The sequence below is a fragment of the Streptomyces sp. NBC_00258 genome (assembly GCF_036182465.1).
Lineage (GTDB): Bacteria > Actinomycetota > Actinomycetes > Streptomycetales > Streptomycetaceae > Streptomyces.
The window spans coordinates 9986869-10010045 of the sequence record NZ_CP108081.1 but is presented as its reverse complement, the minus strand read 5'-3'; the positions used below and the strand labels follow the sequence as shown (position 1 = coordinate 10010045).

23 protein-coding genes are annotated in these 23177 nt (G+C 71.2%); 11 read left to right on the top strand and 12 right to left on the bottom strand.

Going from position 1 to position 23177, the window contains the following annotated elements; genetic code table 11:
- Positions 1 to 69: 69 nt before the first annotated feature.
- The 9 genes from OG718_RS44580 to OG718_RS44540 all read right to left on the bottom strand — a co-directional run bounded on the left by OG718_RS44580 (position 70) and on the right by OG718_RS44540 (position 9315).
- Positions 70 to 720, bottom strand: coding sequence for an ABC transporter ATP-binding protein (locus OG718_RS44580; RefSeq protein WP_143642936.1), 651 nt, complete (start codon positions 718 to 720; stop codon positions 70 to 72).
- The gene (locus OG718_RS44575; protein WP_328847934.1) at positions 713 to 1624 is read right to left on the bottom strand and encodes an ABC transporter ATP-binding protein; all 912 of its coding nucleotides are present in this window, start codon (positions 1622 to 1624) and stop codon (positions 713 to 715) included. The genes OG718_RS44580 and OG718_RS44575 overlap by 8 nt, the downstream gene beginning before the upstream one ends.
- Positions 1625 to 1683: 59 nt before the next feature.
- Positions 1684 to 2595 carry an ABC transporter permease gene (locus OG718_RS44570; protein ID WP_328846829.1) on the bottom strand — a complete coding sequence of 304 codons (912 nt, stop codon included), beginning with the start codon at positions 2593 to 2595 and terminating at the stop codon, positions 1684 to 1686.
- Positions 2588 to 3553, bottom strand: a complete 966-nt coding sequence (locus OG718_RS44565) for an ABC transporter permease (protein ID WP_143643051.1) — start codon at positions 3551 to 3553, stop codon at positions 2588 to 2590. The genes OG718_RS44570 and OG718_RS44565 overlap by 8 nt, the downstream gene beginning before the upstream one ends.
- Before the next feature lie 20 nt (positions 3554 to 3573).
- The gene (locus tag OG718_RS44560) at positions 3574 to 5157 is read right to left on the bottom strand and encodes an ABC transporter substrate-binding protein (protein ID WP_328846828.1); all 1584 of its coding nucleotides are present in this window, start codon (positions 5155 to 5157) and stop codon (positions 3574 to 3576) included.
- Between the two features lie 149 nt (positions 5158 to 5306).
- On the bottom strand, positions 5307 to 6407 hold the full coding sequence (locus tag OG718_RS44555; RefSeq protein WP_143642939.1) for an acyl-CoA dehydrogenase family protein: 1101 nt from the start codon (positions 6405 to 6407) through the stop codon (positions 5307 to 5309).
- The gene (locus OG718_RS44550; protein ID WP_143642940.1) at positions 6404 to 7606 is read right to left on the bottom strand and encodes an acyl-CoA dehydrogenase family protein; all 1203 of its coding nucleotides are present in this window, start codon (positions 7604 to 7606) and stop codon (positions 6404 to 6406) included. Before OG718_RS44550 ends, OG718_RS44555 begins: the two co-directional genes overlap by 4 nt.
- Entirely contained in the window at positions 7603 to 8580 is a 978-nt protein-coding gene (locus tag OG718_RS44545; protein WP_306941185.1) for an NADPH:quinone oxidoreductase family protein, read from the bottom strand. Before OG718_RS44545 ends, OG718_RS44550 begins: the two co-directional genes overlap by 4 nt.
- Positions 8581 to 8673: 93 nt before the next feature.
- Complete coding sequence (locus tag OG718_RS44540; RefSeq protein ID WP_143642942.1) at positions 8674 to 9315, bottom strand: helix-turn-helix domain-containing protein; 642 nt, start codon at positions 9313 to 9315, stop codon at positions 8674 to 8676.
- A 77-nt stretch (positions 9316 to 9392) separates the two neighbouring features.
- On the opposite strand from OG718_RS44540, the gene OG718_RS44535 reads away from it, so the two are divergent.
- From OG718_RS44535 to OG718_RS44515, 5 genes are all read left to right on the top strand, one after another.
- Positions 9393 to 10328 (top strand): NAD(P)/FAD-dependent oxidoreductase, encoded by a 936-nt coding sequence (locus OG718_RS44535; RefSeq protein ID WP_328846827.1) that lies wholly within the window; start codon positions 9393 to 9395, stop codon positions 10326 to 10328.
- Positions 10329 to 10508: 180 nt separating this feature from the next.
- Positions 10509 to 12056: an ATP-dependent DNA ligase gene (locus OG718_RS44530; RefSeq protein WP_143642944.1), complete on the top strand. Its 1548-nt coding sequence runs from the start codon at positions 10509 to 10511 to the stop codon at positions 12054 to 12056.
- Complete coding sequence (locus OG718_RS44525) at positions 12053 to 12520, top strand: NUDIX domain-containing protein (protein ID WP_328846826.1); 468 nt, start codon at positions 12053 to 12055, stop codon at positions 12518 to 12520. Before OG718_RS44530 ends, OG718_RS44525 begins: the two co-directional genes overlap by 4 nt.
- A gap of 192 nt (positions 12521 to 12712) precedes the next feature.
- Complete coding sequence (locus OG718_RS44520; RefSeq protein WP_143642946.1) at positions 12713 to 14098, top strand: NADP-dependent succinic semialdehyde dehydrogenase; 1386 nt, start codon at positions 12713 to 12715, stop codon at positions 14096 to 14098.
- A gap of 25 nt (positions 14099 to 14123) precedes the next feature.
- The gene (locus tag OG718_RS44515; RefSeq protein WP_055617065.1) at positions 14124 to 14363 is read left to right on the top strand and encodes a DUF6213 family protein; all 240 of its coding nucleotides are present in this window, start codon (positions 14124 to 14126) and stop codon (positions 14361 to 14363) included.
- Positions 14364 to 14467: 104 nt separating this feature from the next.
- Here the strand turns inward: OG718_RS44515 and OG718_RS44510 are convergent, their stop codons facing one another.
- Positions 14468 to 15157, bottom strand: a complete 690-nt coding sequence (locus OG718_RS44510; protein ID WP_328846825.1) for a transcriptional regulator — start codon at positions 15155 to 15157, stop codon at positions 14468 to 14470.
- A gap of 179 nt (positions 15158 to 15336) precedes the next feature.
- Between OG718_RS44510 and OG718_RS44505 the strand changes: the two genes are divergently transcribed.
- Genes OG718_RS44505 through OG718_RS44495 form a run of 3 tightly spaced genes read left to right on the top strand, consistent with a single transcriptional unit; the run spans position 15337 to position 18147 of the window.
- The gene (locus OG718_RS44505) at positions 15337 to 16401 is read left to right on the top strand and encodes a type III polyketide synthase (protein ID WP_143642948.1); all 1065 of its coding nucleotides are present in this window, start codon (positions 15337 to 15339) and stop codon (positions 16399 to 16401) included.
- A 7-nt stretch (positions 16402 to 16408) separates the two neighbouring features.
- Positions 16409 to 17617: a cytochrome P450 gene (locus tag OG718_RS44500; RefSeq protein ID WP_306941179.1), complete on the top strand. Its 1209-nt coding sequence runs from the start codon at positions 16409 to 16411 to the stop codon at positions 17615 to 17617.
- Between the two features lie 8 nt (positions 17618 to 17625).
- On the top strand, positions 17626 to 18147 hold the full coding sequence (locus tag OG718_RS44495) for a cupin domain-containing protein (protein ID WP_328846824.1): 522 nt from the start codon (positions 17626 to 17628) through the stop codon (positions 18145 to 18147).
- Between the two features lie 66 nt (positions 18148 to 18213).
- On the opposite strand, the gene OG718_RS44490 is transcribed toward OG718_RS44495, so the two are convergent.
- On the bottom strand, positions 18214 to 19443 hold the full coding sequence (locus OG718_RS44490; protein WP_143642951.1) for an acyl-CoA dehydrogenase family protein: 1230 nt from the start codon (positions 19441 to 19443) through the stop codon (positions 18214 to 18216).
- Between the two features lie 169 nt (positions 19444 to 19612).
- Here OG718_RS44490 and OG718_RS44485 point away from each other — a divergent pair, with 169 nt between their 5' ends.
- Positions 19613 to 20257, top strand: a complete 645-nt coding sequence (locus tag OG718_RS44485) for a TetR family transcriptional regulator (protein ID WP_143642952.1) — start codon at positions 19613 to 19615, stop codon at positions 20255 to 20257.
- A gap of 147 nt (positions 20258 to 20404) precedes the next feature.
- Here the strand turns inward: OG718_RS44485 and def are convergent, their stop codons facing one another.
- Entirely contained in the window at positions 20405 to 20944 is a 540-nt protein-coding gene (gene def, locus OG718_RS44480; RefSeq protein WP_143642953.1) for a peptide deformylase, read from the bottom strand.
- A 143-nt stretch (positions 20945 to 21087) separates the two neighbouring features.
- Here def and OG718_RS44475 point away from each other — a divergent pair, with 143 nt between their 5' ends.
- Positions 21088 to 22326, top strand: a complete 1239-nt coding sequence (locus tag OG718_RS44475) for a MurT ligase domain-containing protein (RefSeq protein ID WP_055617072.1) — start codon at positions 21088 to 21090, stop codon at positions 22324 to 22326.
- Positions 22327 to 22345: 19 nt separating this feature from the next.
- Positions 22346 to 23074: a type 1 glutamine amidotransferase gene (locus OG718_RS44470; protein WP_143642955.1), complete on the top strand. Its 729-nt coding sequence runs from the start codon at positions 22346 to 22348 to the stop codon at positions 23072 to 23074.
- Positions 23075 to 23177 lie beyond the last annotated feature (103 nt).

Genomic DNA, 23177 nt, shown 5'->3' with positions numbered 1-23177 from the left:
AGGGCCGTGCGGGGAGTTGGCCGGACTGCCGCTGTGCGTTCACTTCGCCCGACCGCCTCCGGCGGACGTTCACACCGAGGTCAGCTCGGCCCAGCCGACCGTCCGGTCGCACCACCGCTCCAGCAGCACCCGGTCGTGCCCGACGGCCAGCAGTCCGGCCCCGCTCTCCCGCCGGTAGGTCTCCACGACGCCGACCAACGCGGCCGTGGTCGAGGCGTCGAGCATCGCCGTCATCTCGTCGCAGACGAGCCAGCGCGGCCGCAGCGCGAGCGCCCGCGCGAGACAGGCCCGCTGCAGCTGCCCATCGCTGACCTCGTGCGGCCGGCGGGCCAGCAGGTCCGCTCCGAGCCCCACGGTTTCGGCCAACTCCCGTACGCCGTCCGCTGCTTGCCCGGTGGCCCGGAACGGCTCGGCGATCAGGTCCGCGAGCCGCAGTCGCGGGTCCGCCGAGAGGCGTGGCTGCTGGAAGACGACCCCGAAGGCGGTGCGCTGGGCGCGCGGAGCGCGATGACGCCAGCCGCGGGCGGGCTCGCCGTCCATGACGACCTCGCCGGAGTCGGGCCGGTGCAGCAGGGCGGCGACCCGGGCCAGCGTGGACTTGCCGCAGCCGCTGGGGCCCTGGAGCCCAACGGCCTCCCCGGCGCTCACGGTCAGTGAGACCTCGCGGACGACGGGGGCGCGCCGGTCGTACCCGGCCGTGACGGACCGCAGCTCAAGCACGCGCCACCTCCGCGTGATCCAGCCGGCCCACGTGGTGGCAGGCCACACCCGCCTCGAACTCCGGCAGGACACGGCACGCCTCGCTCACCCGTCCGCACCGCGCGGCGAAAGCACACCCCTCCGGGAGCGCGCCGAGTTCCGGCGGCATGCCCGGGATCGGCGTGAACTCCCGCTCGGGGAGGGCGTTCAGCAGACCGCGTGCGTACGGATGCCGCGGCCCCGGCGCGCCGAAGAACTCGGCCGCGTCGGCGATCTCCACCACGCGCCCCGCGTACATCACGGCGACCCGGTCGGCGATCCGCTCGGCCGCCGCCAGGTCGTGGGTGATCAGCAGCAGGGCGCGGTGGTCCCCTGTGTGACGGCGGAGTTCGTCGACGGTGCGCTCGACGAGGTCGCGGTCGAGCCCGGTGGTCGGCTCGTCGGCGAGCAGCAGGGGCGCGTCACCGACGAGGGCGAGTGCGGTGGCGGCCCGTTGGGCGAGCCCGCCGGACAACTCGTGCGGGTAGCGGTCGAGATGGTCCACGGGGAACGCGGCCCGCTCCGCGGCCGCGGCCACCGCGCCCTCCCCCGGAGTCCCCGTCAACTCCCGTACAGCCTCGGCAAGTTGGGACCGTACCGTCCGCACCGGCGTGAGGTGCGCCGCGGGACTCTGCGGTACGAGTCCGACGCGCCGCCCGCGGACCTCTCGGGCGAGCACCCGCTCGTCCGCGGCCAGCAGGTCGAGGCCGTCGCCGCCGAGCAGGGCCGAACCCGCCACCGAGGCGTTGCCCGGCAGCAGGCCCAGCAGCGCGGAGGCGAGCACCGACTTTCCGCAGCCGCTCTCGCCGACGAGGGCCAGGCACTCCCCCGCCGCGAGGTCGAAGGAGACGTCCGTGACGGCCCGTACGTAGGCCCGGTCGCGCATCCGGAATCGTACGGAGAGCCCCTGTACCGACAGGACGTTCGCGCCATCGGCTTCCGGTGTCACAGCATCAGCTCCGATCGGCTTCGTGGGTTGAGCCGTTCGCGCCAGGCGCCCGCGAGCCCCGCGATGGCGAGGGTGGCGGCGACGGCGCACAGCCCGGGGAAGAGGGTGGGCCACCAGTCCCCGGCGAGCAGCGAGCCGCGCGCGCTCTGCACCAGCGTGCCGAGGCTGGCCTGATGGGTGGGCAGCCCCAACCCGAGGAAGGACAGGGCGGATTCGTGCCAGACGGCGTGCGGCACCATGAGGACGGCGGCGAGTCCGGCCTGGGGCAGCACACCGGGCAGCAGGTGCCGCACCGCCACCCGGTAGCGCGAGGCGCCGCCCGAGATCGCGGCGTCGACGTACGGGCGGGAGCGCAGGGAGAGGATCTCCGCGCGGACGATCCGGGCCGTCGACAGCCAGTGGGTGAGTGCCACCGAGACGACGACCGGCCACACACCGGGCCGGAACATGGCGACGATGAAGATGCCGAGGAGCAGGTGCGGCACGGACGCGAACACGTCCACGAGTCGCATCAGCAGCCGGTCGGCCCATCCTCCGAACGCGCCCGCGACCGCGCCGACGACAGTGCCGACCACGGTGGACACGACGGCCGCCACCACGCCGACCAGCAGCGAGACCCGCAGTCCGTAGACACAGCGCAGCAGCAGGTCCCGTCCCACGTCGTCGGTGCCGAACGGGTGGGCCAGGGAGGGTGGTTGGAGCTTGGCGGCCAGGTCCACGGCCTGCTGGTCGAGCTGGACGAGGGGCGGCACGAGGAGCACGGCCAGCACGATCACGGCCACGACGGCGGCTGAGCCGCGCACCCGCCACACGCGCGTGGAACGCCGTACGACCGCGCGCGTGCGCCACACCTCAGCCGTCTCGCCGACCTCGGTCACCCCAGTAGCCCTCGTCGTCGTCTCAGCCATCGAAGCCCACCCTCGGGTCCGCGAGCCCGTACAGCAGGTCCGCGAGGAGGTTCCCCACCAGTACGGCGATCGTGGCGAGCACGGTCAGTGCGGCGAGCAGCGGGAAGTCGACGGAGGTGGCCGCCTCGACGGTCGCCGCGGCGATGCCGGGCCAGCTGAAGACGGTCTCCACGAGCAGCGCCCCGGTGATGAGTTCGGGCACGCGTGAGCCGACGAGCGTGAGCACCGGCAGCATCCCCGAGCGCAGGGCGTGCCCCAACAGGACGGTGCGCTCGGCGAGTCCACGCGCACGCGCGCCACGTACGGGGTCCTCCTGGAGTGCGTCGCCGACCCCCTGTCGGACGTACAGCACGAACCACGGCAGCTGGGAGAGGGCCAACACGCTTGCGGGCAGCACGAGATGGCGTGCGACCTGCCCGGCCGTGACGACCGTGCTGCCGGTGTCCGTCAGACCGCCCGCGGGCAGCACACCCAGTTTCAGGGCGAAGAACCACATCACGAGCAGGCCCAGCCAGAACGGCGGCGCGGCCTCCAGGGTGTACGCGAGCGAGGTGACGGCCCTGTCGGTCCAGCCGCCCGGCCGGCGCGCGGCGAGGACGCCGAGAACGCCGCCCAGCAGGACGGCCACGAGGAAGGCTGCGGAGGCGAGCAGCACGGACCAGCCGACGCGTTCGGCGATCACGTCGGCGACCGGCTGGCGCAGGGCGCTGGAGTCGCCGAGGTCGCCCTGCACGGCGGACGTCAGCCAGTTCCACCATCGAGTGACGAGCGGCTCGTCGGCACCGAGGTTCGCGCGCAACTGGTCCAGGGTCTCCTGCGAGGCGCTGAGTCCGGCCGTGCCCGCGTAGGCCTTGACGGGGTCGAACGGGGAGGCCGCGGCGATCGCGAAGACCCCGAACGTGACGATCCCGAGGACAGGGACTGCGAACAGGGCCCGCCGTCCCGCCAGCCGCGCCATGGGCCCCCACGGCGGACGGCTCACGGCCGCCAGTCCTCGACGTTCCACCACGGGCCCGCCGCCAGACCGTGGTCGTGCGGTTCGACCTGCGTGGACAGTTCGCCGAAGCGGTCGTCGACCACGTAGAGGTGGTCGATGTGGGTCAGGAAGGTGTAGCCGGGGTTCTTCACCAGCTCGCGCTGCACGGTGTCGTAGGCGGCCTTGCGCTGGGCCGGGTCGTCGCTCTCGCGGCCGTTCTTCAGCGCGCGGTCGACGGTGGCGTTGTCGTACCGGCCCATGTTGTTGAAGCCGTCGCCCGCGAGGTCCGACCTGAGGAGCGGGTACTGGTCGAAGTCGGGGTCGGCAGGTGAGCCGCCGCCCGCGAGCACCGCGTCCTTGGGCATGCGCGGCTCGATGACCTCCCAGGTGCCCGCCTGCACCTCGACCTCGACGCCGATCTTCTTGGCGTCGGAGGCGTAGGCGAGGGCGTGGTCCTGACGGAGCTTGTCGCCCGAGACGTACCAGAGCGGGAAGCTGGCGCGGACGCCGTCCTTGACGCGGATGCCGTCCTTGCCCGGCTTCCAGCCGGCCGCGTCGAGGATCGTCCGCGCCTTCTTCGGGTCGTACGTCCGCTCGGTGCCCTCGGTGAACCATTCGCTGTCGGTCGGGACGGGCCCGTGGGCCACCTTGCCGGCGCCTTCGAGGATGCCGTCGACCATGGCCTTGCGGTCCACGGCGATGTCGAGGGCGCGGCGCACGGCGGTGTTCCCGGTGACCTTGTTGCCGGTCGGCAGGGTGACCGTGCGGTAGTCGAAGCTCTTGGCCGCGTACGTCTTCTGCCCCGACCCCTGGAAGGCCTTGGCGAGGTTCGGCGGCAGGATCGCGCCGTCGAGGTCGCCGGAGCGCAGCCGGGTGGCGCGTACGTCGTCGTCCTTGATGATCGCCATGGTGAAGCGCTCGATCTTCGGAAGTCCGCCCCAGTAGCCGGAGTTGGCCTCCAGGACGAGCTGCTCGCCCTTGGACCACTTGGCCAGCCTGTAGGGTCCGGTGCCGACGGGCTTCGTCCCGAACGACCCGGTGTTGACGTCCTGGCCGCCGGCCAGGTGCTCGGGTGCGATGGGCAGCACCGTGCGCTCCGCGAAGGGCGCGTAGGGGTACTTGAGCCGGAAGACGACCGTGTCGGCGCCCTTCGCCTCGACGCTCTCGATCGCGTCGAGTTCGCCCTTGGAGGGGTTGTTGGTCTTCTCGTCGAGGATGGTCTCGTAGGTGAAGACGACGTCGTCTGCGGTGAACGGCTCGCCGTCGCTGAACTTCACGCCCTTGCGCAGCGCGTACGTGTACGTGCGGCCGTCGTCGCTCACCCGGGGCAGCGCGGCGGCGAGTGCGGGCTTCAGCTTCAGGTCGGCGTCGTGGGTGAGCAGGCCGTCGAAGATCTTGGAGTTGCCGTCCTTGCCGAAGCCGAGGAGCGGGCTGAGGGTCTCGGGTTCGTAGGCGATGCCGACGACGGCCGAAGTCGCCGCACCCCCGCTCTCCCCTTCGCCGGGCGCCGAACACGCGGAGGCGACGGTCGCCAGAGCGGCGGCCGTCGCCAGGGTGCCCATGCCTCGTATCGATCGGGCCCTCATGCCGCCCCCACCCCTAATGAACATCAACAGTTATTGCGAACAGTTCGCAATTATGCATGATGAGGGAGTTGGGTAAAGCGAAGGCCCGCTCCTGTCCGGGGGGGTCGGAGCGGGCCTTCGTGCCGTGGGCGGGCGTGAATCAGGGGAGATCAGGGGGCCTGGAGGTCCACCAGACCCGCCAGCGCCTCGCGGTGGGCACCCGCCGTTCCGTACGCGATCGAATCGGCCTTGGCGCGCTTCAGGTACAGGTGGACCGGGTGCTCCCAGGTCATGCCGATACCGCCGTGCAGCTGGACCGCCTCCTCGGCGGCGTGCACCGCGACGGGTGAGGCGTAGGCCTGGGCGACGGCGACCGCCACATCGGCGTCCGGACTCCCGGCGGCCAGCGCGTCGGCTGCGTTGCGGGCCGCGGCGCGAGTGCCCACGACCTCCTGCCACAGTGCGGCGAGCCGGTGCTTGAGCGCCTGGAAGCCACCGACCGGGCGGTTGAACTGCTTGCGCTCCTTCAGATAGCGGACCGTCTCCGTCAAGCACCAGTCCGCGAGGCCGAGTTGCTCGGAGACGAGCAGCCCGGCTCCGGCGCGCAGGGCACGCCGTACGGCCGGTGCGGCGTCCGGGGTGAGGAGGCGCGCCGGGGCCCCGTCGAGGGTGACCGTGGCGACCGGCCGGGTCAGGTCGAGGGAGACCTGCGGGGTGACCGTGACGCCGTCGGCACCGGCGTCCACGGCGTACAGACCGCCGTCCTCCGCAGGCACGAGCAGGACGTCCGCGGCGACCGCGTCCGCGATGCCGGTCAACTCCCCGTGCAGAGCGCCGCCTTCGTGGCGTACGGACTTGTAGGGCGCCCCTGGCCCGGCGGGCAGCGCCACCGCGAGCGCGCCGATCGTACGGCCGGACGCGAGAGCGGTGAGCAGCTCGACGGCCTCGTCGGACCCGCACGCGAGCAGCGCCTCGGTCGCGACCACGGCACTCGTCAGATACGGGACGGGGGCGACCGCGCGGCCCAACTCCTCCACGACGACGGCGACTTCGCGGTGCGTGGCACCCTGGCCGCCCTGCGCCTCGGGGACGAGGAGGCCCGCGAGGCCCATGCCGTCCGAGAGGGCCTTCCACAACTCGGGATCGTGCGGGCGGTCCGACTCCGTGCGGGCGATGACGCCCGGCGCGTCGCAGTGATCCGTGAGGAGGTCGCGGACGGCGGCGCGCAGCGCCTCTTCCTCTTCCGAGTACAGCAGATCGGGGGCGCTCATCGGGCGAGGTCCTTCCAGGCGACGTCCTTGTCGGTGCGCGGCTCGGAGGGCAGGCCCAGCACGCGTTCGGCGACGATGTTGAGCAGGACCTCGCTGGTCCCGCCCTCGATGCTGTTGCCCTTGGAGCGGAGGTAGCGGTACCCGGCGTCACGGCCGGTGAAGTCGACGAGTTCGGGACGGCGCATCGTCCAGTCCTCGTACAACAGGCCCTCCTCGCCGAGGAGTTCGACCTCCAGGCCGCTGATCTCCTGGTTGAGGCGGGCGAACGCGAGCTTCATGCCGGAGCCCTCGGGGCCCGGCTGGCCCGCGACGAGCTGCTGGCGCAGGCGTTCGCCGGTGAGCCGCGCGACCTCGGCCTCGACCCACAGAGTGAGCAGCCGCTGGTGCAGGTCGTGGGTGCGCAGGTCGGGGCGCTCGCGCCAGGTCTTGGAGACCGGGCCGATCATGCCGCCCTCGCGCGGGATGCGCATGCCGCCGATGGAGACGCGCTCGTTCATGAGCGTGGTCTGTGCGACCCGCCAGCCGTCGCCGACCTCGCCGAGGCGGTGCGCGTCGGGGATGCGGACGTCGGTGAGGAACACCTCGTTGAACTCGGCCTCGCCGGTGATCTGGCGCAGCGGCCGCACCTCGACACCGGGATCGGTCATGTCGCAGATGAAGTAGGTGATGCCGCGGTGCTTGGGCGCGTCCGGGTCGGTGCGGGCGATGAGGATGGCCCAGCGGGCGAGGTGGGCGCTGGACGTCCACACCTTCTGCCCGTTGACCACCCAGTCGTCGCCGTCACGCACCGCACGGGTACCGAGCGCCGCCAGGTCGGAGCCCGCGCCCGGCTCGCTGAACAGCTGGCACCAGACCTCCTCGCCGACCCAGAGGGGCCTGAGGAAGCGGCTCTTCTGCTCCTCGGTGCCGAAGCCGAGGATCGTCGGCGCGGCCATGCCGAGGCCGATGCCGATGCGCCGCGGGTCGTTGTCGGGCGCGCCCGCGGCCTCCAACTCGGCGTCCACGACGCCCTGGAGGGAACGCGGGGCACCGAGTCCGCCGAGGCCCTTCGGGTAGTGCACCCAGGCGAGTCCCGCGTCGAACCGCGCCTTGAGGAAGTCGAGGCGGTCGGTCGTCGCCGGCGGCTGCGCGGCCAGCAACTCCTGGGTGCGGCGGCGCAGTTCGGTGGAGTCGGGTGTCGTGCTCGCGGCGTCGGTCATCCGGCCGCTCCGCTCTCAAGAGCGGGCACCACGGCGACACGGCCGGTGGTGACGCCGTCGGCGACCCGCTGCACCGCGGCGGCGGCCCCGCTCAGCGGCACCCGCTCGCTGACGAGCGGCTTGATCCCGCCCCTGGCGGCCAGCTCGGTCAGCTCCTCGTGGCAGCGCAGGACCAGCTTCGGGTCCTTGGTGTTGTAGAGGCCCCAGTGCAGGCCCAGGATCGAGTAGTTCTTCACCAGCGCGTGGTTGAGGCCCGGGCTCGGGATGCTGCCGCTCGCGAAGCCCACGACCACGATGCGGCCCTCGAAGGCCACGACCTTGGTGGACTGCGTGTAGGCGTCGCCACCGACGGGGTCGTAGATCACGTCGGCGCCCCGGCCTCCGGTGGCCTCCTTCACCGCGGCGACGACGTCCTCGGCACGCCGGTCCACGACGATGTCACAACCCAGCTCACGGGCGACGGCCGCCTTGTCCGCACCGCCCACGACGCCGATGACCTTGGCGCCCGCGGCCTTCCCGAGCTGCACGGCCGCGCTGCCGACCCCTCCGGCGGCAGCGTGGACGAGCAGCGTCTCGCCGGCCTCCAGGCGAGCCCGCCGGTGCAGCCCGAACCAGCCGGTCTGGTAGCCGATGTGCAGCGCGGCGGCCTCGGCATCGTCCAGCGCGGCGGGGGCGGGCAGGACAGCGGCGGCGTCCGCGACGGCGTACTCGGCGAAGCCGCCGTACGGCAGCGCCGGGTTGGCGATGACGCGCCGACCGTCCTCGGTCTCGCCGCAGATCTCCACGCCCGGCGTGAACGGCAGGGGCGGCCTGACCTGGTACTGCCCGCGGCACATCAGGGCGTCCGGGAAGTTGATGTTCGCGGCGCGCACCTTGAGCAGGACCTGGCCGTCACCGGGCGTGGGCCGCTCCACGTCCTCAAGCCGCATCACCTCGCTCGGCTCGCCGATCTCGTGCACTTGCCATGCCTGCATGCCGGGCCTCCACGGGACTGCTTCATCTGACCGGGGTCGATTGCATACTAAGCGGTCGCTTGCCCCTCTGGGAACACTCCGCGTAGGCCGTTGTCAGTCGGCTTCGCCACGCTTCTTCGGGCGCGCCCGCACATGCATCCGCTCCCCCTGCCGCCCGAAGAGGCTCAGGAACTCCACCGGCCCCTCCCCCGTCGACCCGAACCAGTGGGGCACACGCGTGTCGAACTCGGCGGCCTCCCCCGCGCCGAGTACGACGTCGTGCTCGCCGAGCACCAGGCGCAGCCGCCCGGACAGCACGTACAGCCACTCGTAGCCCTCGTGCGTCCGCGGTTCCGGCTCCAGTTTCCGCTGCGGTTCGAGCACCTTGTAGGCCTGGAGGCCGCCTGGCTGGCGGGTGAGCGGCCAGTGGGTGCGGCCGTAATGGACGATGGGCTTCGGCGCCCGGATACGGGGGTCACCGACCTGCGGGGCCCCGACCAGTTCGTCGAGGGGCACCTGGTGGGCACGGGCGATGGGCAGCAGGAGCTCCAGGCTGGGTTTGCGCAGCCCGGACTCCAGGCGGGACAGGGTGCTCACGGAGATTCCGGTGGCGGAGGACAGCCCCGCGAGGGTGGCGCCCCGCTCCTTGCGAATGCGGCGCAGCCGCGGTCCGACTTCCGCGAGGACGTCGTCGGTGCCGGTGCCGGCGTCCGCGCCGGTCTCCTCGTGGCTCTGGTGCTCGTCGTGCTCACTCATCCCCTCATTGCAGTTTCGGCAAAGATGTTTGTCAATACGGCAGGAGCTGCGCGACCTTCTCAGTGGAGGTGGTCACCATGACCGAGAGGTACGAAGTGGTCGTCGTCGGAGGCGGCGCGGCCGGACTGTCCGCCGCGCTCGTCCTGGGACGCGCACGGCGGAGTGTGCTCGTGATCGACACGGGCGAGCCGCGCAACGCGCCCGCCGCGCACATGCAGGGCTATCTGTCGCGGGACGGCATGTCGCCGGCGGAGTTCCTCGCCGTGGGACGCGAGGAGATCGCGCGCTACGGCGTCGGACTCGTCCGGGACCGGGCGGTGGACGTGGCCAAGGACGCGGACGGGGAGTTCGACGTGACGCTCGAAGGCGGGCGCACGGTGCACGGGCGCAGGCTGGTCGTCGCCACCGGCCTCGCGGACGAACTGCCGAAGGTGCCGGGTGTCGCCGAGCGCTTCGGGCGGGACGTACTGCACTGCCCCTACTGCCACGGCTGGGAGGTACGGGACCAGGCCTTCGGCGTGCTCGCCACGACACCGATGGGCGTCCACCAGGCGCTGATGGTCTCCCAGTGGTCGAAGGACGTGACCCTCTTCCTGCACACGGTCGCCGAGGACGAACTCGCGGACGAGGATCTGCGCAGGCTCGCCGCGGCGGGAGTCGACGTGGTGCCCGGCGAGGTCGCCGGGCTGGCCGTCGACGACGACCGGCTCACCGGGATCCGGCTGGCGGACGGCACGACGCACGAGCGCTCGGTCCTGTTCGTCGCACCCCGGGCCGTCCCGCGCACCGGCCTCCTGGAGCGGCTCGGCGCCGAGCTGCAGGAGACACCGTTCGGCACGTACGCCGTGGTCGACGCGACGGGTCTGACCAGCGTGCCCGGCGTCTGGGCGGCGGGCAACGCGATCGGTTTCGGCGAGCAGGTGGTGAACGCGGCGAGCGGCGGCTACCGGGCGGGAGCCACGATCAACGGCGAACTGCTCTTCACGGACCTCGACGCGGCCGTGCGGACGTAGCCCGAAGCGGGCCGCAGTACACCGCAGCACCCCGAAGCCGACCCCCCGGACGCGGGCCGTGCGGGCGCCGGCCGAAGACGCGGCCGGGCAGGCGCGAACCGAAGGAGCAGCCGTGCGGGCGCCGGCCGAAGACTCCGCCGTGCGGGTGTGGATCGGGCGCCTCCGTTGCACCATGGCTGCATGCTGCTGCACCGGCTCGCCCGTGTGTCCCAGGAGGTCGCCGCCACCTCGGCGCGGTCCCGGAAGACGGCTCTGCTCGCGGAGCTGTTCCGGGACGCCGAGGCGGACGACGTGCCGATCGTCATCCCGTATCTGGCGGGCCGACTCCCCCAGGGGCGGCTCGGCATCGGCTGGAAGATTCTCAGCACGCCCGTCCCGCCCGCCGCGGAGCCCACGCTGACCGTGCAAGAGGTGGACGCCCGCCTCACGGCTCTCGGCAAGGTCTCCGGCGCCGGCTCCCAGGCGGAACGGGCGCGGCTGGTCGGCGAGTTGATGGGTGCGTCGACCGAGCCCGAGCAGCGGTTCCTGCTCGGGCTGATCGGCGGTGAGGTGCGCCAGGGAGCCCTGGACGCCGTCGCCGTGGAGGGCCTAGCCCAGGCGACGGGCGCGCCCTCCGCCGACGTACGGCGTGCGGTGATGCTGGCGGGTTCGCTCCAGACCGTGGCCGAGCGGCTGCTCGCCGACGGACCGGAGGTGCTCGCCGAGTTCCGGCTCACAGTCGGCCGCCCCGTCCAGCCGATGCTCGCGCACAGCGCCCCGTCGGTCACCGAGGCGATCGACAAGCTCGGCGCCTGCGCGGTCGAGGAGAAGCTGGACGGCATCCGCGTCCAGGTCCACCGCGACGGCGACGACGTACGCCTCTACACCCGCACCCTGGACGACATCACGGACCGGCTGCCCGAACTCACCTCCGCGGCACGGGAGCTGAAGGGCGAGCACTTCATCCTCGACGGCGAGGTCATCGCGTTCGACGAGGGCGGGCGGCCGCGGTCGTTCCAGGACATCGCGGGCCGCGTGGGCTCCCGCGTGGACGTCGCCACGGCCGCCGAGGCCGTCCCCGTCTCCCCCGTCTTCTTCGACGCGCTCTCCGTCGACGGCCGCGACCTGCTCGACCTGCCGTTCGCCGACCGCCACGCCGAACTGGCCCGTCTGGTCCCCGAGCCCATGCGTGTACGCCGCACCCTCGTGGCCGACCCGGCGGATGCGCGGGCGCGGGCCGACGCCGAACAGTTCCTCGCCGACACGCTGAAGCGCGGCCACGAGGGTGTCGTACTCAAGGGCCTCGACGCCCCCTACAGCGCGGGCCGCCGCGGAGCCTCCTGGCTGAAGGTCAAGCCCGTACACACCCTGGACCTGGTCGTACTGGCCGCCGAGTGGGGCCACGGGCGACGCACCGGCAAGCTCTCCAACCTGCATCTGGGCGCCCGCAATCCGGACGGCTCCTTCGCCATGCTGGGCAAGACCTTCAAAGGGCTGACGGACGTGATGCTGGCCTGGCAGACCGAACGGCTCCAGGAACTCGCCGTCGAGGACAACGGCTGGGTCGTGACCGTCCGTCCCGAACTCGTCGTCGAGATCGCGTACGACGGTCTGCAGCGCTCCACGCGCTATCCGGCGGGTGTCACCCTCCGCTTCGCCCGGGTCGTGCGCTACCGCGAGGACAAGACCCCGGCACAGGCCGACACCGTGGAGACCCTGCTCGCCGCCCACCCGGAGGTCACCCCGTGACCGTCACCAAACGCAGTGCCGGCCTGCTCCTGTTCCGCCACACCGACCAAGGCATCGAGGTACTCCTGGGCCACATGGGCGGCCCGTTCTTCGCCCGTCGCGACGCCGGCGCCTGGACCGTGCCAAAGGGCGAGTACGAGCCGGACGAACCGGCCTGGGACGCGGCACGCCGAGAGTTCCAGGAGGAACTGGGACTCCCGCCTCCCGACGGCGACCCCATCCCGCTCGGCGAGGTCACCCAGACCAACCGCAAGGTCGTCACGGTCTGGGCGATCGAGGCGGACCTGGACGTCACGGCGGTAGTCCCCGGCACGTTCACGATGGAGTGGCCACGGGGCTCCGGCCAGGTCCAGGAGTTCCCTGAACTGGACAGAGCGGAATGGCTGGACCTGGACCGGGCACGGACCCTGCTGGTCAAGGCCCAGACAACGTTCCTGGACCGCCTCGCAAAACAGACGAGCTGAGGAGACGCGCCCCTTCTTTTGGGGGCGCGGGGAACTGCGCGACCAGCCACGGCGGACCCCCACGTCGAATACCGCCCCCGGGACGCCACACATGCCGGGCCCCCGCACGGGTACGCGGCCCCCGTCCGCGTTGCGCCCCGTCCCGCGGAGCGGGATTGTCGAAGTCACAGCCCGTACCAGGAGGTCAAAGCCATGCCCATCGCAACGGTGAACCCGGCGAACGGCGAAACGCTCAAGACCTATGACGCCCTGAGCGCCGAGGAGATCGAAAACCGCCTCGCAACCGCAGAGGCGGCGTTCCACACCCACCGCTCAACCTCATTCGCCGAGCGGGCACAGCTACTGCACCGAGCCGCCGACCTCCTGGAAGGCGACGCGCAGGACATCGCCCGCGTGATGACGACGGAGATGGGCAAGCCGGTCAAGCAGGCCCGCGCGGAGGCCACCAAATGCGCGAAGGCGATGCGCTGGTACGCCGACCACGCCGAGGAACTCCTCGCCGACGAGGAGGGCGACCCGTCCGACGCACAGGACTCCGGCGCCTCCCGCGTCCTCGTGCGCTACCGCCCGCTCGGCCCCGTCCTGGCGGTCATGCCGTGGAACTTCCCGCTCTGGCAGGTGATCCGCTTCGCCGCGCCCGCGCTGATGGCGGGCAACGTCGGCCTGCTCAAGCACGCCTCGAACGTCCCGCAGACCGCCCTCTACCTGGAGGACCTGTTCCGCCGGGCGGGCTACCCGGAGGGCTGTTTCCAGACACTGCTCATCGGCTCGGGCGCGGTCGAGGACATCCTGCGCGACCCGCGGGTCAAGGCGGCCACCCTGACCGGCAGCGAACCGGCGGGCCGCGCGGTCGCGTCGGTCGCCGGGGACGAGGTCAAGAAGACGGTCCTGGAGCTCGGCGGCAGCGACCCGTACGTGGTGATGCCGTCGGCGGACATCGACCGGGCGGCGCAGGTCGCCGTGACGGCCCGGGTGCAGAACAACGGACAGTCGTGCATCGCCGCCAAGCGGTTCATCGTGCACACGGACGTCTTCGACGCCTTCGCCGAGCGCTTCACGGCGGGCATGAAGGCCCTGACGGTGGGCGACCCCCTGGACGAGAACACGGACGTCGGCCCGCTCTCCACCGAACAGGGCCGCGGCGACCTGGAGGAACTGGTCGACGACGCCGTCGAGAGCGGCGCGAGCGTCCTGTGCGGCGGCGAGCGCCCCGACGGGTCCGGCTGGTACTACCCGCCGACCGTTCTCGCCGACATCACCCCCGAGATGCGCATCCACCTGGAGGAGGCCTTCGGACCGGTGGCGACGCTCTACCGAGCCGCCGATCTCGACGAGGCCGTGGCGATCGCCAACGACACGCCGTTCGGGTTGAGTTCCAATGTCTGGACCCGCGACGAGGCCGAGGTCGACCGTTTCGTACGTGATCTGGAGGCGGGCGGCGTGTACGTCAACGGGATGACGGCGTCACACCCGGCGTTCCCGTTCGGCGGGGTGAAGCGGTCGGGTTACGGGCGTGAGCTGTCGGGACACGGAATCCGAGAGTTCTGCAACATCACCACCGTATGGCACGGAGCGTGAGCGTTCCGGAGCTACGATCCCCTCTGTGAACCGCGAAGTGACCCTGCCTCTGATCGTCGACGACCGCGGTACCTTGCAGGTTTCCGCGGCCGACGTGAGCAAGCTCCTGCGAACGATGGGTGGTCGGTGGCTGCATCTGGTGGAGGCGGGGCAGGACGGGCTCGACGAGGACACCGTCGCCGCGCTCACCATCGAGCTTGCGAAGCTTGCCGACCGGATTGACGTGGCATGCATTGCGCACAGCAGTGGGAGTGCGTCCGGCTAGGAGTTCGCGGGGCGCTCTGATCACTGCGGGTTCGTTCTGGCTGGTCGCGCCCACGCGGCGGAGCCGCACATCGATACAGCCCCGCGCCCCTTGAGGGGCGCTCCTCAGTGAACCCTTTGATCCAGTTCCCAGAGTGCGTGCCAGAACCTCGTCTCGTAGGTCTGCAGCAGTCGGCCGTAGTGGTGGACCTCGTTCTCGTCCAGTCCTCCCGCGTCGAGCCCTGCCTGCACGGCCGCCGAGGCCCTCTGCTCCAGCTCGGGTGCGGGCTCGGCGAAGAAGTCGAAGAAGCCGCAGGGCTCGTCGTCGAAGCCGTACTGGCGGCGCAGGGACTCGGCGATCGTGGCGCAATAGCCGCCCCAGGCCGCGAAGTTGGCGCTGAGGGCGAGGACCACCTCGGCGGGTGAGCCGTTGAGTGCCAGCCAGGCGACGTACGCGGGGTAGGCCTGGCAGTCGGCGAGGGGCTCGTACGCCGCCTCCCCTGCCGCGTCCACGCCGCAGGCCGCCGCGTACGCCCCGAGCCGGTCCTGGGCCAGGGTCTCGCCCTCGGCGAGCATGCCGAAGAAGGCCGCGCACTCGGGCCCGGCGGCCGACCCCTCCGCGGCCGACCGTTCGGCCAGGTGGAGGAACGCGCGGCGGTCCGCGGCGATGACAAGGCGCTGTTCGAGGGCCAGGGCCGCGAGTGTGTCGCGGCGAGCCGCGCCCCGGCCGATCAGCGGGAGGAGGCGGTTGGCGTGAGGGTCCGGGGCGAGCTTTCCGGTGGTGCTCTCCAGCAGTTCCCTGGCCGTCCGCGTCATCACGCACTCCTTCGGTTCGGCTGACTCGCTGACCCTTCGACCAGGGTGCCACGCCCACCCGGGGGTCCCCGATCTGGAGTAGTCCGGCGCGATATCCCGGCCCGGTCGGGTGATCGTGGTGGAACCACCCTTCCGCCGAGGAGAGGGAGTTCCCGGCGGGCGAGAGAAGGCGCAGGCACATGGCGACTTTGTGCAGACCCGCGGTGTCCGTTCCGGAATACGTGATCACGATGGAGGAGACGCTGGAGCTGGCGCGCTCCCGCCACCCCGATCACCCCCAGTTGCCGCTCGCGCTCCGGCTGATCGAGAACACCGGCGTACGCACCCGGCACATCGTGCGGCCCATCGAGGAGACCCTGAAGCACCCGGGCTTCGAGGAGCGCAACAAGGCCTACGAGGCCGAGGCGAAGGCCCGGGTGCCCGCGGTCGTACAGCGGGCGCTCGACGAGGCGGGGGTCCTGGCCGCCGACATAGACGTGATCGTCTACGTCTCGTGCACGGGCTTCATGATGCCCTCGCTGACGGCCTGGCTGATCAACTCGATGGAGTTCTCCAGCGACACGCGCCAGCTGCCGATAGCGCAGCTCGGTTGTGCCGCCGGGGGCGCGGCGATCAACCGGGCGCACGACTTCTGCACGGCCTATCCCGAGGCCAACGCCCTCATCGTGGCCTGCGAGTTCTGCTCGCTGTGCTACCAGCCGACCGACCTGGGTGTCGGCTCGCTGCTGTGCAACGGCCTCTTCGGGGACGGGATAGCCGCGGCCGTGGTCCGCGGACGCGGCGGCGAGGGCATCCGCCTGGAGCGCAACGGCTCGTACCTGATCCCCAAGACCGAGGACTGGATCATGTACGACGTCCGGGCCACGGGCTTCCACTTCCTGCTGGACAAGCGGGTGCCGACCACGATGGAGCCGCTCGCCCCCGCTCTGCAGGACCTGGCGGGCCTGCACGGCTGGGACGCCTCCGACCTGGACTTCTACATCATCCACGCCGGGGGTCCGCGGATCCTCGACGACCTCAGCAAGTTCCTCCAAGTGGCGCCGGAGGCCTTCCGGTTCAGCCGGGCGACGCTCACCGAGTACGGGAACATCGCCAGCGCCGTCGTCCTGGACGCGCTGCGCCGGCTGTTCGACGAGGGCGGCTCCCACCACAAGGCACGCGGACTGCTCGCCGGCTTCGGGCCGGGGATCACGGCCGAGATGGCGCTGGGCCGCTGGCACCGATCAGACGAAGAAACGGCATGACATGACCATGAGCGAAGAGACGACGGCGGCACCCCCGGTACGGCACTGGCCGGCCCTGGACCTGACGGGGGTCGACTTCGACCCCGTCCTGTCCGAGCTGATGCGCGAGGGGCCCATCAACCGGATCCAGCTGCCCAACGGCGAGGGCTGGGCCTGGCTGGTCACGCGCTACGAGGACGTACGGCTGGTCACGAACGACCCCCGGTTCAGCCGCGCGGAGGTGATCGGCCGCGAAGTCACCCGGCTGGCACCGCACTTCATCCCGCAGGCGAGCGCGATGAACTTCGTCGACAAGCCCGACCACTCCCGGCTGCGCAGAGCGGTGAACACCGCGTTCACCACGCGCGGCATCGAGCGGCTGCGCGCCAACGCGCAGAAGACGCTCGAGGGGATGGTGGACGAGATGCTGCGGGACGGACCGCCCGCCGACCTCATCGACCGTGTCCTGGCCCCGTTCCCGATCACCGTCATCTGCGAGCTCATGGGCGTCCCGGCCACCGACCGGCACACGCTCCACACGTGGACGCAGGCGATCCTCTCCTCCTCCCAGGGGGCGAAGGTCAGCGAGCAGGCCAAGCGGGACATGGAGGCGTACTTCGCCAAGCTGATCGCCGAGCGGCGCGGCGCCACCGGTGAGGACGTGACCTCGCTGCTGGGCGCGGCGGTGGGCCGGGGCGACATCACCGAGGAGGAGGCGATGGCGCTCGCGGGCCCGATCCAGATCGGCGGCGAGGCCGTGACGAACAACACGGGCCAGATGCTCTACGTCCTCCTCACCCGGCCCGCCCTGTTCGACCGGCTGCGCGACGAACCGGAGCTGCGCCCGCAGGCCCTCGACGAACTGCTGCGGTACATCCCGCACCGCAACGCCGTCGGCCTGTCCCGCATCGCCACGGAGGACGTGGTACTCAGAGGCGTACGGATCAGCAAGGGCGACCCGATCTATGTCTCGTACCTGGCCGCCAACCGTGACCCGGAGGTCTTCCCGGACCCCGACCGGATCGACTTCGAGCGCGGCTCCAACCCGCACCTGGCGTTCGGGCACGGCCCGCACTACTGCGTGGGCGGCATGCTGGCGCGCATGGAACAGGAGCTGATCGTGAACACGCTCCTCGACCGGATCCCGACGCTGCGTCTGTCGGTCTCGGAGGACGAGGTGCCGTGGCGGCGCGGCGCGCTGATCCGCGGGCCCGAGGCCCTGCCCGTCACCTGGTGACCGCGCTCATGCCGCCGCCCGAAGGCCTGCTGGTCCCCCCCGGTCAGGGTCGTACGGTCCGTACCCCGGCCCAGCACGTGACCTTCAAGGTGACCGGCACGCACTCCCGGACGGCTTCCAGCTTCGAGGTGGTCGTCCCGCCGGGCTTCGACGTCGGCGCGCACGTCCACTCGCGCAGCGAGGAGCTGTTCTACGTGCTCGAGGGCGAGCTGGACGTGCTCGCCTTCGAGCCCCTCGTCCGCACGCCCGACAACTGGCAGCGCTGGCAGTCGGGTTCGGGCAACCAGGTGGTACGGGCGACACCGGGCACGGTGATCGTCGTACCGCCCGGTTGCCCGCACGCGTTCGCCAATCCCACGGGAAATCCGGCCAAGATGTTCTTCCAGGCGTCCCCGCCACCGGATCACGAGCGGTACTTCGAGGAGCTGCTGAAGATCTTGGACGCGGGCGGGCCGCCGGACCACGAGGCAATCGAGGAGCTGCGTTCGAGGTACGACATCGAGCAGCTCACACCTTTGAAACACCGCTGAGCAGGGGCGCCCCATCAGAGGCGCGGAGAACTGCGCGACCAGCCACGACGCGCCCGCAGCCGCCCGCTACCGAATCGGCATCCCCGACAGAGTCCGAGCAATCACCAACCGCTGGATCTCGCTCGTGCCCTCGAAGATCGTGTAAATGGCCGCATCGCGGTGCATCCGCTCGACCGGGTACTCCCGGGTGTAGCCGTTGCCGCCCAGGATCTGGATCGCCTGCCCGGTGACCTTCTTCGCCGTCTCGCTGGCGAACAGCTTCGACATCGAGCCCTCGGCCGAGGTGAACTGCTTCCCGTTCACGGCCATCCAGGACGCCCGCCACACGAGCAGCCGCGCCGCGTCGATGGACGTACGCATATCGGCCAGCTGGAAGGCCACACCCTGGTTGTCGATGATCGGGCGGCCGAACTGCGAACGCGTCTTGGCGTAGTCGAGGGCGACCTCGTAAGCGGCCCGGGCGGTGCCGACCGCCATGGCACCGACGGCCGGGCGGGACGCCTCGAACGTGGCCATCGCCGCGTTCTTCAGCCGCTCGCCGCCGCCGGCCTTGGCCCGCTCACGGGCGCGGGCGAGGCGCTCGTCGAGCTTCTCCTTGCCGCCGAGCAGGCAGGAACCGGGAACGCGCACGTCCTCCAGGACGACCTCGGCGGTGTGCGAGGCGCGGATGCCGTGCTTCTTGAACTTCTGGCCCTGCGACAGACCGGGCGTGTTCGGCGGAATGATGAACGAGGCGTGGCCCTTGGAGCCCAGCTCGGAGTCGATCACCGCGACCACGACATGGACGTTGGCGATACCGCCGTTGGTCGCCCAGGTCTTCGTACCGTTGAGAACCCACTCGTCCTTGGCCTCGTCGTACACGGCACGCGTACGCATCGAGGCGACATCGGACCCGGCGTCGGGCTCGGAGGAGCAGAAGGCGGCGACCTTGACATCGTTGGCATCGCCGTACATCTGGGGGATCCAGGTACCGATCTGCTCCTCGGTGCCGTTGGCGAGGACACCCACGGCGGCGAGGCCGGTGCCGACGATCGACAGGGCTATGCCCGCGTCGCCCCAGAACAGCTCCTCCATCGCCATGGGTATGCCGAGGCCGGTGGGGTCGAAGTACTGCTGGGCGTAGAAGTCCAGGGAGTAGATGCCGACCTTCGCGGCCTCCTGGATGACCGGCCAGGGAGTCTCCTCGCGCTCGTCCCACTCGGCGGCCGCGGGGCGGATGACGTCAGCGGCGAACCCGTGGATCCAGTCCCGGACCTCCTTCTGTTCGTCGTTGAGCTCCATGGTGAACTCGGCCATGTCCCCTCCAGCGCTGCACTCACGTGTTACTTGCGGTAACGGTAGCTTGTTACCGGCGGGTAGGAAATGTCAACTCCCCGTTCCCGCTCGGCAGCCCGTTCGAGGCAGAATCCTGTGCGGGTGTTACGTTGCGCAGGCGTCACCGAATAAGCACGGGTGGGGAGAGCACATGGACACCACGCAGCGGACCGATCAGCAGAGGTCCGCCGACCGCCGACGGCGCGAGCTGCTGGAGGCCGCCGACCGGGTGGTGCTCCGCGACGGCCCCAGTGCGTCGATGAACGCCATCGCGGCGGAGGCGGGCATCACCAAGCCGATTCTGTACCGCCACTTCGGCGACAAGAGTGGACTGTACGCGGCTCTCGCCAAGCGGCACACGGACGCCCTCCTCGGAGCGCTGCGCGCGGCCCTGGACGCACCGGCCGAGCGCCGGGAACGCGTGGAGGCCACGCTCGACACGTACCTCGCGGCGATCGAGGCACGCCCGCAGGTGTACCGCTTCCTGATGCATCCGTCGGAGGGCGGCCCGCAGAGCGACCAGGGCTTCGACGCCGGGCAGCATTCCGCTCCCCTGCTGCGCCGCATGGGCGAGGAGCTCGCCGAGGTCATCGAGGAGCGCGTCGACCTCGGCCCGGACAGCCAGCAGCTCGCCCGCGTCTGGGGCCACGGCATCGTCGGCATGATGCACGCCGCAGGCGACTGGTGGCTCGGCGAACGCCCCTGCGCCCGCGCGGAGTTGGTCCGAGCCCTGGCCGACCTCCTGTGGGGCCGCCTGGCAGCGGCGGGCGACAAGCTGGGCGGCCCGGCGTTCTAGCGTTCCGCTGAATGTGCGGTTCGTTCTGGATGTGCGGTTCGTTTACCGCGGGCCGGTGGGGGCCGATCGCGCAGTTCCCCGCGCCCCTTGAGGGGCGCGGGGAACTGCGCGACAAGCCACGACGCACTCGCAGTCGCCTGCCGACCCTCAACGCCCCCAAGAGGCCCGCCCCGCCTGCCACATCACCCTCCGGCGACGCCACCCACGAACCCGATCCACATACAGCCCACCGTCAAGGTGATCGCACTCGTGCTGAAGGCACCGGGCGAACCACCCGGTGCCATGAATCCGCACGGGTTCACCATCCACGGTGACCCCCTCCACCACGGCGTGGTCGTACCGCTCGGTCCCCGCCTCCAGCCCCGGCAGAGACAGACACCCCTCGGGCCCCCGCAGCACCAGCCCGTCCGCCTCGACGAGCCGTGGGTTCACCACATGCCCCACATGCCGCCGCTCCTCGTCATCAGGGCAGTCGTATACGAAGACCCGCAACGATTCTCCGACCTGATTCGCGGCAAGACCGACACCCTGCGCCGCGTACATCGTCGAGAACATGTTCTCGACGAGCCGCGCCAGTTGGGGCCCGAACTCCGTGACTTCTTCACACCGTGTGTGCAACACGGGGTCGCCGAGCAAAGACAGAGGAAGGACGCGCCCTCGGGCGCCCGGGATCGAGCCGTGTCGCATGGCGGCAAGGGTACGGTCCTCAATGTCGCGCGGGTGCCGCGGTGGTGCCGCGATTCGGGCCGGTGAGTGGATCTCGATAGGCTGAGGGCCACACGTTGCCGGGAGCAGTGCGCGGCGCCGTACGCAAGGAGGATCGGGAACTGATGGCAGGCAACTCGGACCCGCTGTCGCCGCGGGCCAAGCTGGCCGTGACGGCGGGCAAGGCGGTCGCAGCGGCATCACGCGCCGCGGGCCGTGGCAGCGGATCGGTGATCGGCGGCCGGGTGGCGCTCAAACTCGACCCCGACCTGCTGGCCAGTCTGGCCCAGCACCTGGACGTCATCCTGGTGTCGGCCACCAACGGGAAGACCACCACGACGCGTCTGATCGCGGAGGCGCTGCGCGCGGCGGGCCCCGTCGTCTCGAACGCGCTGGGGGCGAACATGCCCGCCGGCATCACGTCCGCGCTGGCCGGCGGCTCGGAATCGCGGTACGCGGTCATCGAGGTGGACGAGAAGTACCTCTCCGGTGTGGCGCGGGACACGGATCCCAAGTGCATCGCCCTGCTCAACCTCTCCCGCGACCAGCTCGACCGCGCGGCCGAGACCCGCATGATGGCCGAGCACTGGCGTGAGGGCCTGGCGGGCTCGAAGGCCGTCGTCGTGGCCAACGCGGACGACCCGCTGGTCGTATGGGCCGCGTCCTCCTCGCCGAACGTGGTGTGGGTGGCCGCCGGTCAGATGTGGAAGGACGACGCCTGGTCCTGCCCGTCCTGTGGCGGTGTGATGCAGCGCCCCGGTGACGACTGGTTCTGCGGCGACTGCGGTTTCCGCCGTCCCACGCCGAGTTGGGCGCTCTCCGGCGACCACGTCCTCGACCCGCACGGTTCCGCCTGGCCGATCCACCTCCAGCTGCCGGGACGCGCCAACAAGGCGAACGCCGCGTCGTCGGCCGCCGTCGCCGCCGTCTTCGGCGTGCCTCCGCAGGTCGCCCTGGAACGCATGTACCAGGTGCAGGCGGTGGCAGGCCGCTACGACGTCGTCCAGTTCATGCAGCGCGACCTTCGCCTGCTGCTCGCCAAGAACCCGGCGGGCTGGCTGGAGACGTTCTCCCTGATCGACCCGCCGCCGACGCCGGTGATCCTTTCGGTGAACGCGCGCGGCGCCGACGGCACCGACACCTCCTGGCTGTGGGACGTCGACTACACGCAGCTGACCGGCCACCCGATCTTCGTGCTCGGCGACCGGAAGCTGGACCTGGCCGTCCGCCTCGAGGTTGCGGGCCAGCAGTTCCAGGTCTGCGAGAACCTCGACCAGGCCGTGCAGATGGCACCGCCCGGACGCATCGAGGTCGTCGCGAACTACACCGCCTTCCAGGACCTGCGGCGTCGTGTCGGCAACTGAACCCCGGAGGACCAAGAGAATGAGTGACAACAGCCTGCGGCTGGTGTGGATCTACCCGGACCTGCTGAGCACGTACGGCGACCAGGGCAACGCCCTCGTCGTCGAGCGCCGGGCCCGGCAGCGCGGTCTGGACGTGGCCCGTCTCGACGTACGCAGCGACCAGGCGATCCCCACCTCCGGTGACATCTACCTCATCGGCGGCGGCGAGGACCGGCCGCAGCGGCTCGCGGCCGAGCGGCTGCGCCGCGACGGCGGTCTGCACCGCGCGGTCGGCAACGGCGCGATCGTCTTCTCGGTCTGCGCCGGCTACCAGATCCTCGGCCACGAGTTCATCAACGACCTCGGTCAGCGCGAGTCGGGTCTCGGCCTGCTCGACGTGGTCTCCACGCGCGGCGAGGGCGAGCGGTGCGTCGGTGACGTGCTGGGCGACATCGACGCGCGTCTGGGTCTGCCTCCGCTCACCGGCTTCGAGAACCACCAGGGCATCACGCACCTCGGCCCCACGGCCCGCCCGTTCGCGAACGTGCGGCTCGGCAAGGGCAACGGCACGGGCGACGGCACGGAGGGCGCGTACAACGACACGGTCTTCGGCACGTACATGCACGGGCCCGTGCTCGCCCGCAACCCGCTGATCGCGGACCTGCTGCTGAAGCTGGCCCTCGACGTCAACGCGCTGCCGCCGATCGACGACCGCTGGTACGAGGCGCTGCGCTCGGAGCGCATCGCGGCTGCTCAGCAGCCCGCCTGACCTCCCGGCCGCAGCCCGTCTGGCAGGACGTCCGCTCACCTGTGCGGGGACGTCCAGCAGGCGGACGCACGATGCGGACCCGCCCCCTGCCGCCGGTAGGGTG

What these genes read in the sequence shown, in the direction of transcription:
- OG718_RS44575 (WP_328847934.1), bottom strand. Translation starts at nt 1,624, where the DNA reads ATGCGCGACCGGGCCTACGTACGGGCCGTCACGGACGTCTCCTTCGAC.
- OG718_RS44545 (WP_306941185.1), bottom strand. Translation starts at nt 8,580, where the DNA reads ATGCAGGCATGGCAAGTGCACGAGATCGGCGAGCCGAGCGAGGTGATG.
- OG718_RS44535 (WP_328846827.1), top strand. Translation starts at nt 9,393, where the DNA reads ATGACCGAGAGGTACGAAGTGGTCGTCGTCGGAGGCGGCGCGGCCGGA.
- OG718_RS44555 (WP_143642939.1), bottom strand. Translation starts at nt 6,407, where the DNA reads ATGAGCGCCCCCGATCTGCTGTACTCGGAAGAGGAAGAGGCGCTGCGC.
- OG718_RS44485 (WP_143642952.1), top strand. Translation starts at nt 19,613, where the DNA reads ATGGACACCACGCAGCGGACCGATCAGCAGAGGTCCGCCGACCGCCGA.
- OG718_RS44490 (WP_143642951.1), bottom strand. Translation starts at nt 19,443, where the DNA reads ATGGCCGAGTTCACCATGGAGCTCAACGACGAACAGAAGGAGGTCCGG.
- OG718_RS44550 (WP_143642940.1), bottom strand. Translation starts at nt 7,606, where the DNA reads ATGACCGACGCCGCGAGCACGACACCCGACTCCACCGAACTGCGCCGC.
- OG718_RS44565 (WP_143643051.1), bottom strand. Translation starts at nt 3,553, where the DNA reads ATGGCGCGGCTGGCGGGACGGCGGGCCCTGTTCGCAGTCCCTGTCCTC.
- OG718_RS44570 (WP_328846829.1), bottom strand. Translation starts at nt 2,595, where the DNA reads ATGGCTGAGACGACGACGAGGGCTACTGGGGTGACCGAGGTCGGCGAG.
- OG718_RS44505 (WP_143642948.1), top strand. Translation starts at nt 15,337, where the DNA reads ATGGCGACTTTGTGCAGACCCGCGGTGTCCGTTCCGGAATACGTGATC.
- OG718_RS44510 (WP_328846825.1), bottom strand. Translation starts at nt 15,157, where the DNA reads ATGACGCGGACGGCCAGGGAACTGCTGGAGAGCACCACCGGAAAGCTC.
- def (WP_143642953.1), bottom strand. Translation starts at nt 20,944, where the DNA reads ATGCGACACGGCTCGATCCCGGGCGCCCGAGGGCGCGTCCTTCCTCTG.
- OG718_RS44540 (WP_143642942.1), bottom strand. Translation starts at nt 9,315, where the DNA reads ATGAGTGAGCACGACGAGCACCAGAGCCACGAGGAGACCGGCGCGGAC.
- OG718_RS44495 (WP_328846824.1), top strand. Translation starts at nt 17,626, where the DNA reads ATGCCGCCGCCCGAAGGCCTGCTGGTCCCCCCCGGTCAGGGTCGTACG.
- OG718_RS44475 (WP_055617072.1), top strand. Translation starts at nt 21,088, where the DNA reads ATGGCAGGCAACTCGGACCCGCTGTCGCCGCGGGCCAAGCTGGCCGTG.
- OG718_RS44560 (WP_328846828.1), bottom strand. Translation starts at nt 5,157, where the DNA reads ATGAGGGCCCGATCGATACGAGGCATGGGCACCCTGGCGACGGCCGCC.
- OG718_RS44470 (WP_143642955.1), top strand. Translation starts at nt 22,346, where the DNA reads ATGAGTGACAACAGCCTGCGGCTGGTGTGGATCTACCCGGACCTGCTG.
- OG718_RS44520 (WP_143642946.1), top strand. Translation starts at nt 12,713, where the DNA reads ATGCCCATCGCAACGGTGAACCCGGCGAACGGCGAAACGCTCAAGACC.
- OG718_RS44500 (WP_306941179.1), top strand. Translation starts at nt 16,409, where the DNA reads ATGAGCGAAGAGACGACGGCGGCACCCCCGGTACGGCACTGGCCGGCC.
- OG718_RS44530 (WP_143642944.1), top strand. Translation starts at nt 10,509, where the DNA reads ATGCTGCTGCACCGGCTCGCCCGTGTGTCCCAGGAGGTCGCCGCCACC.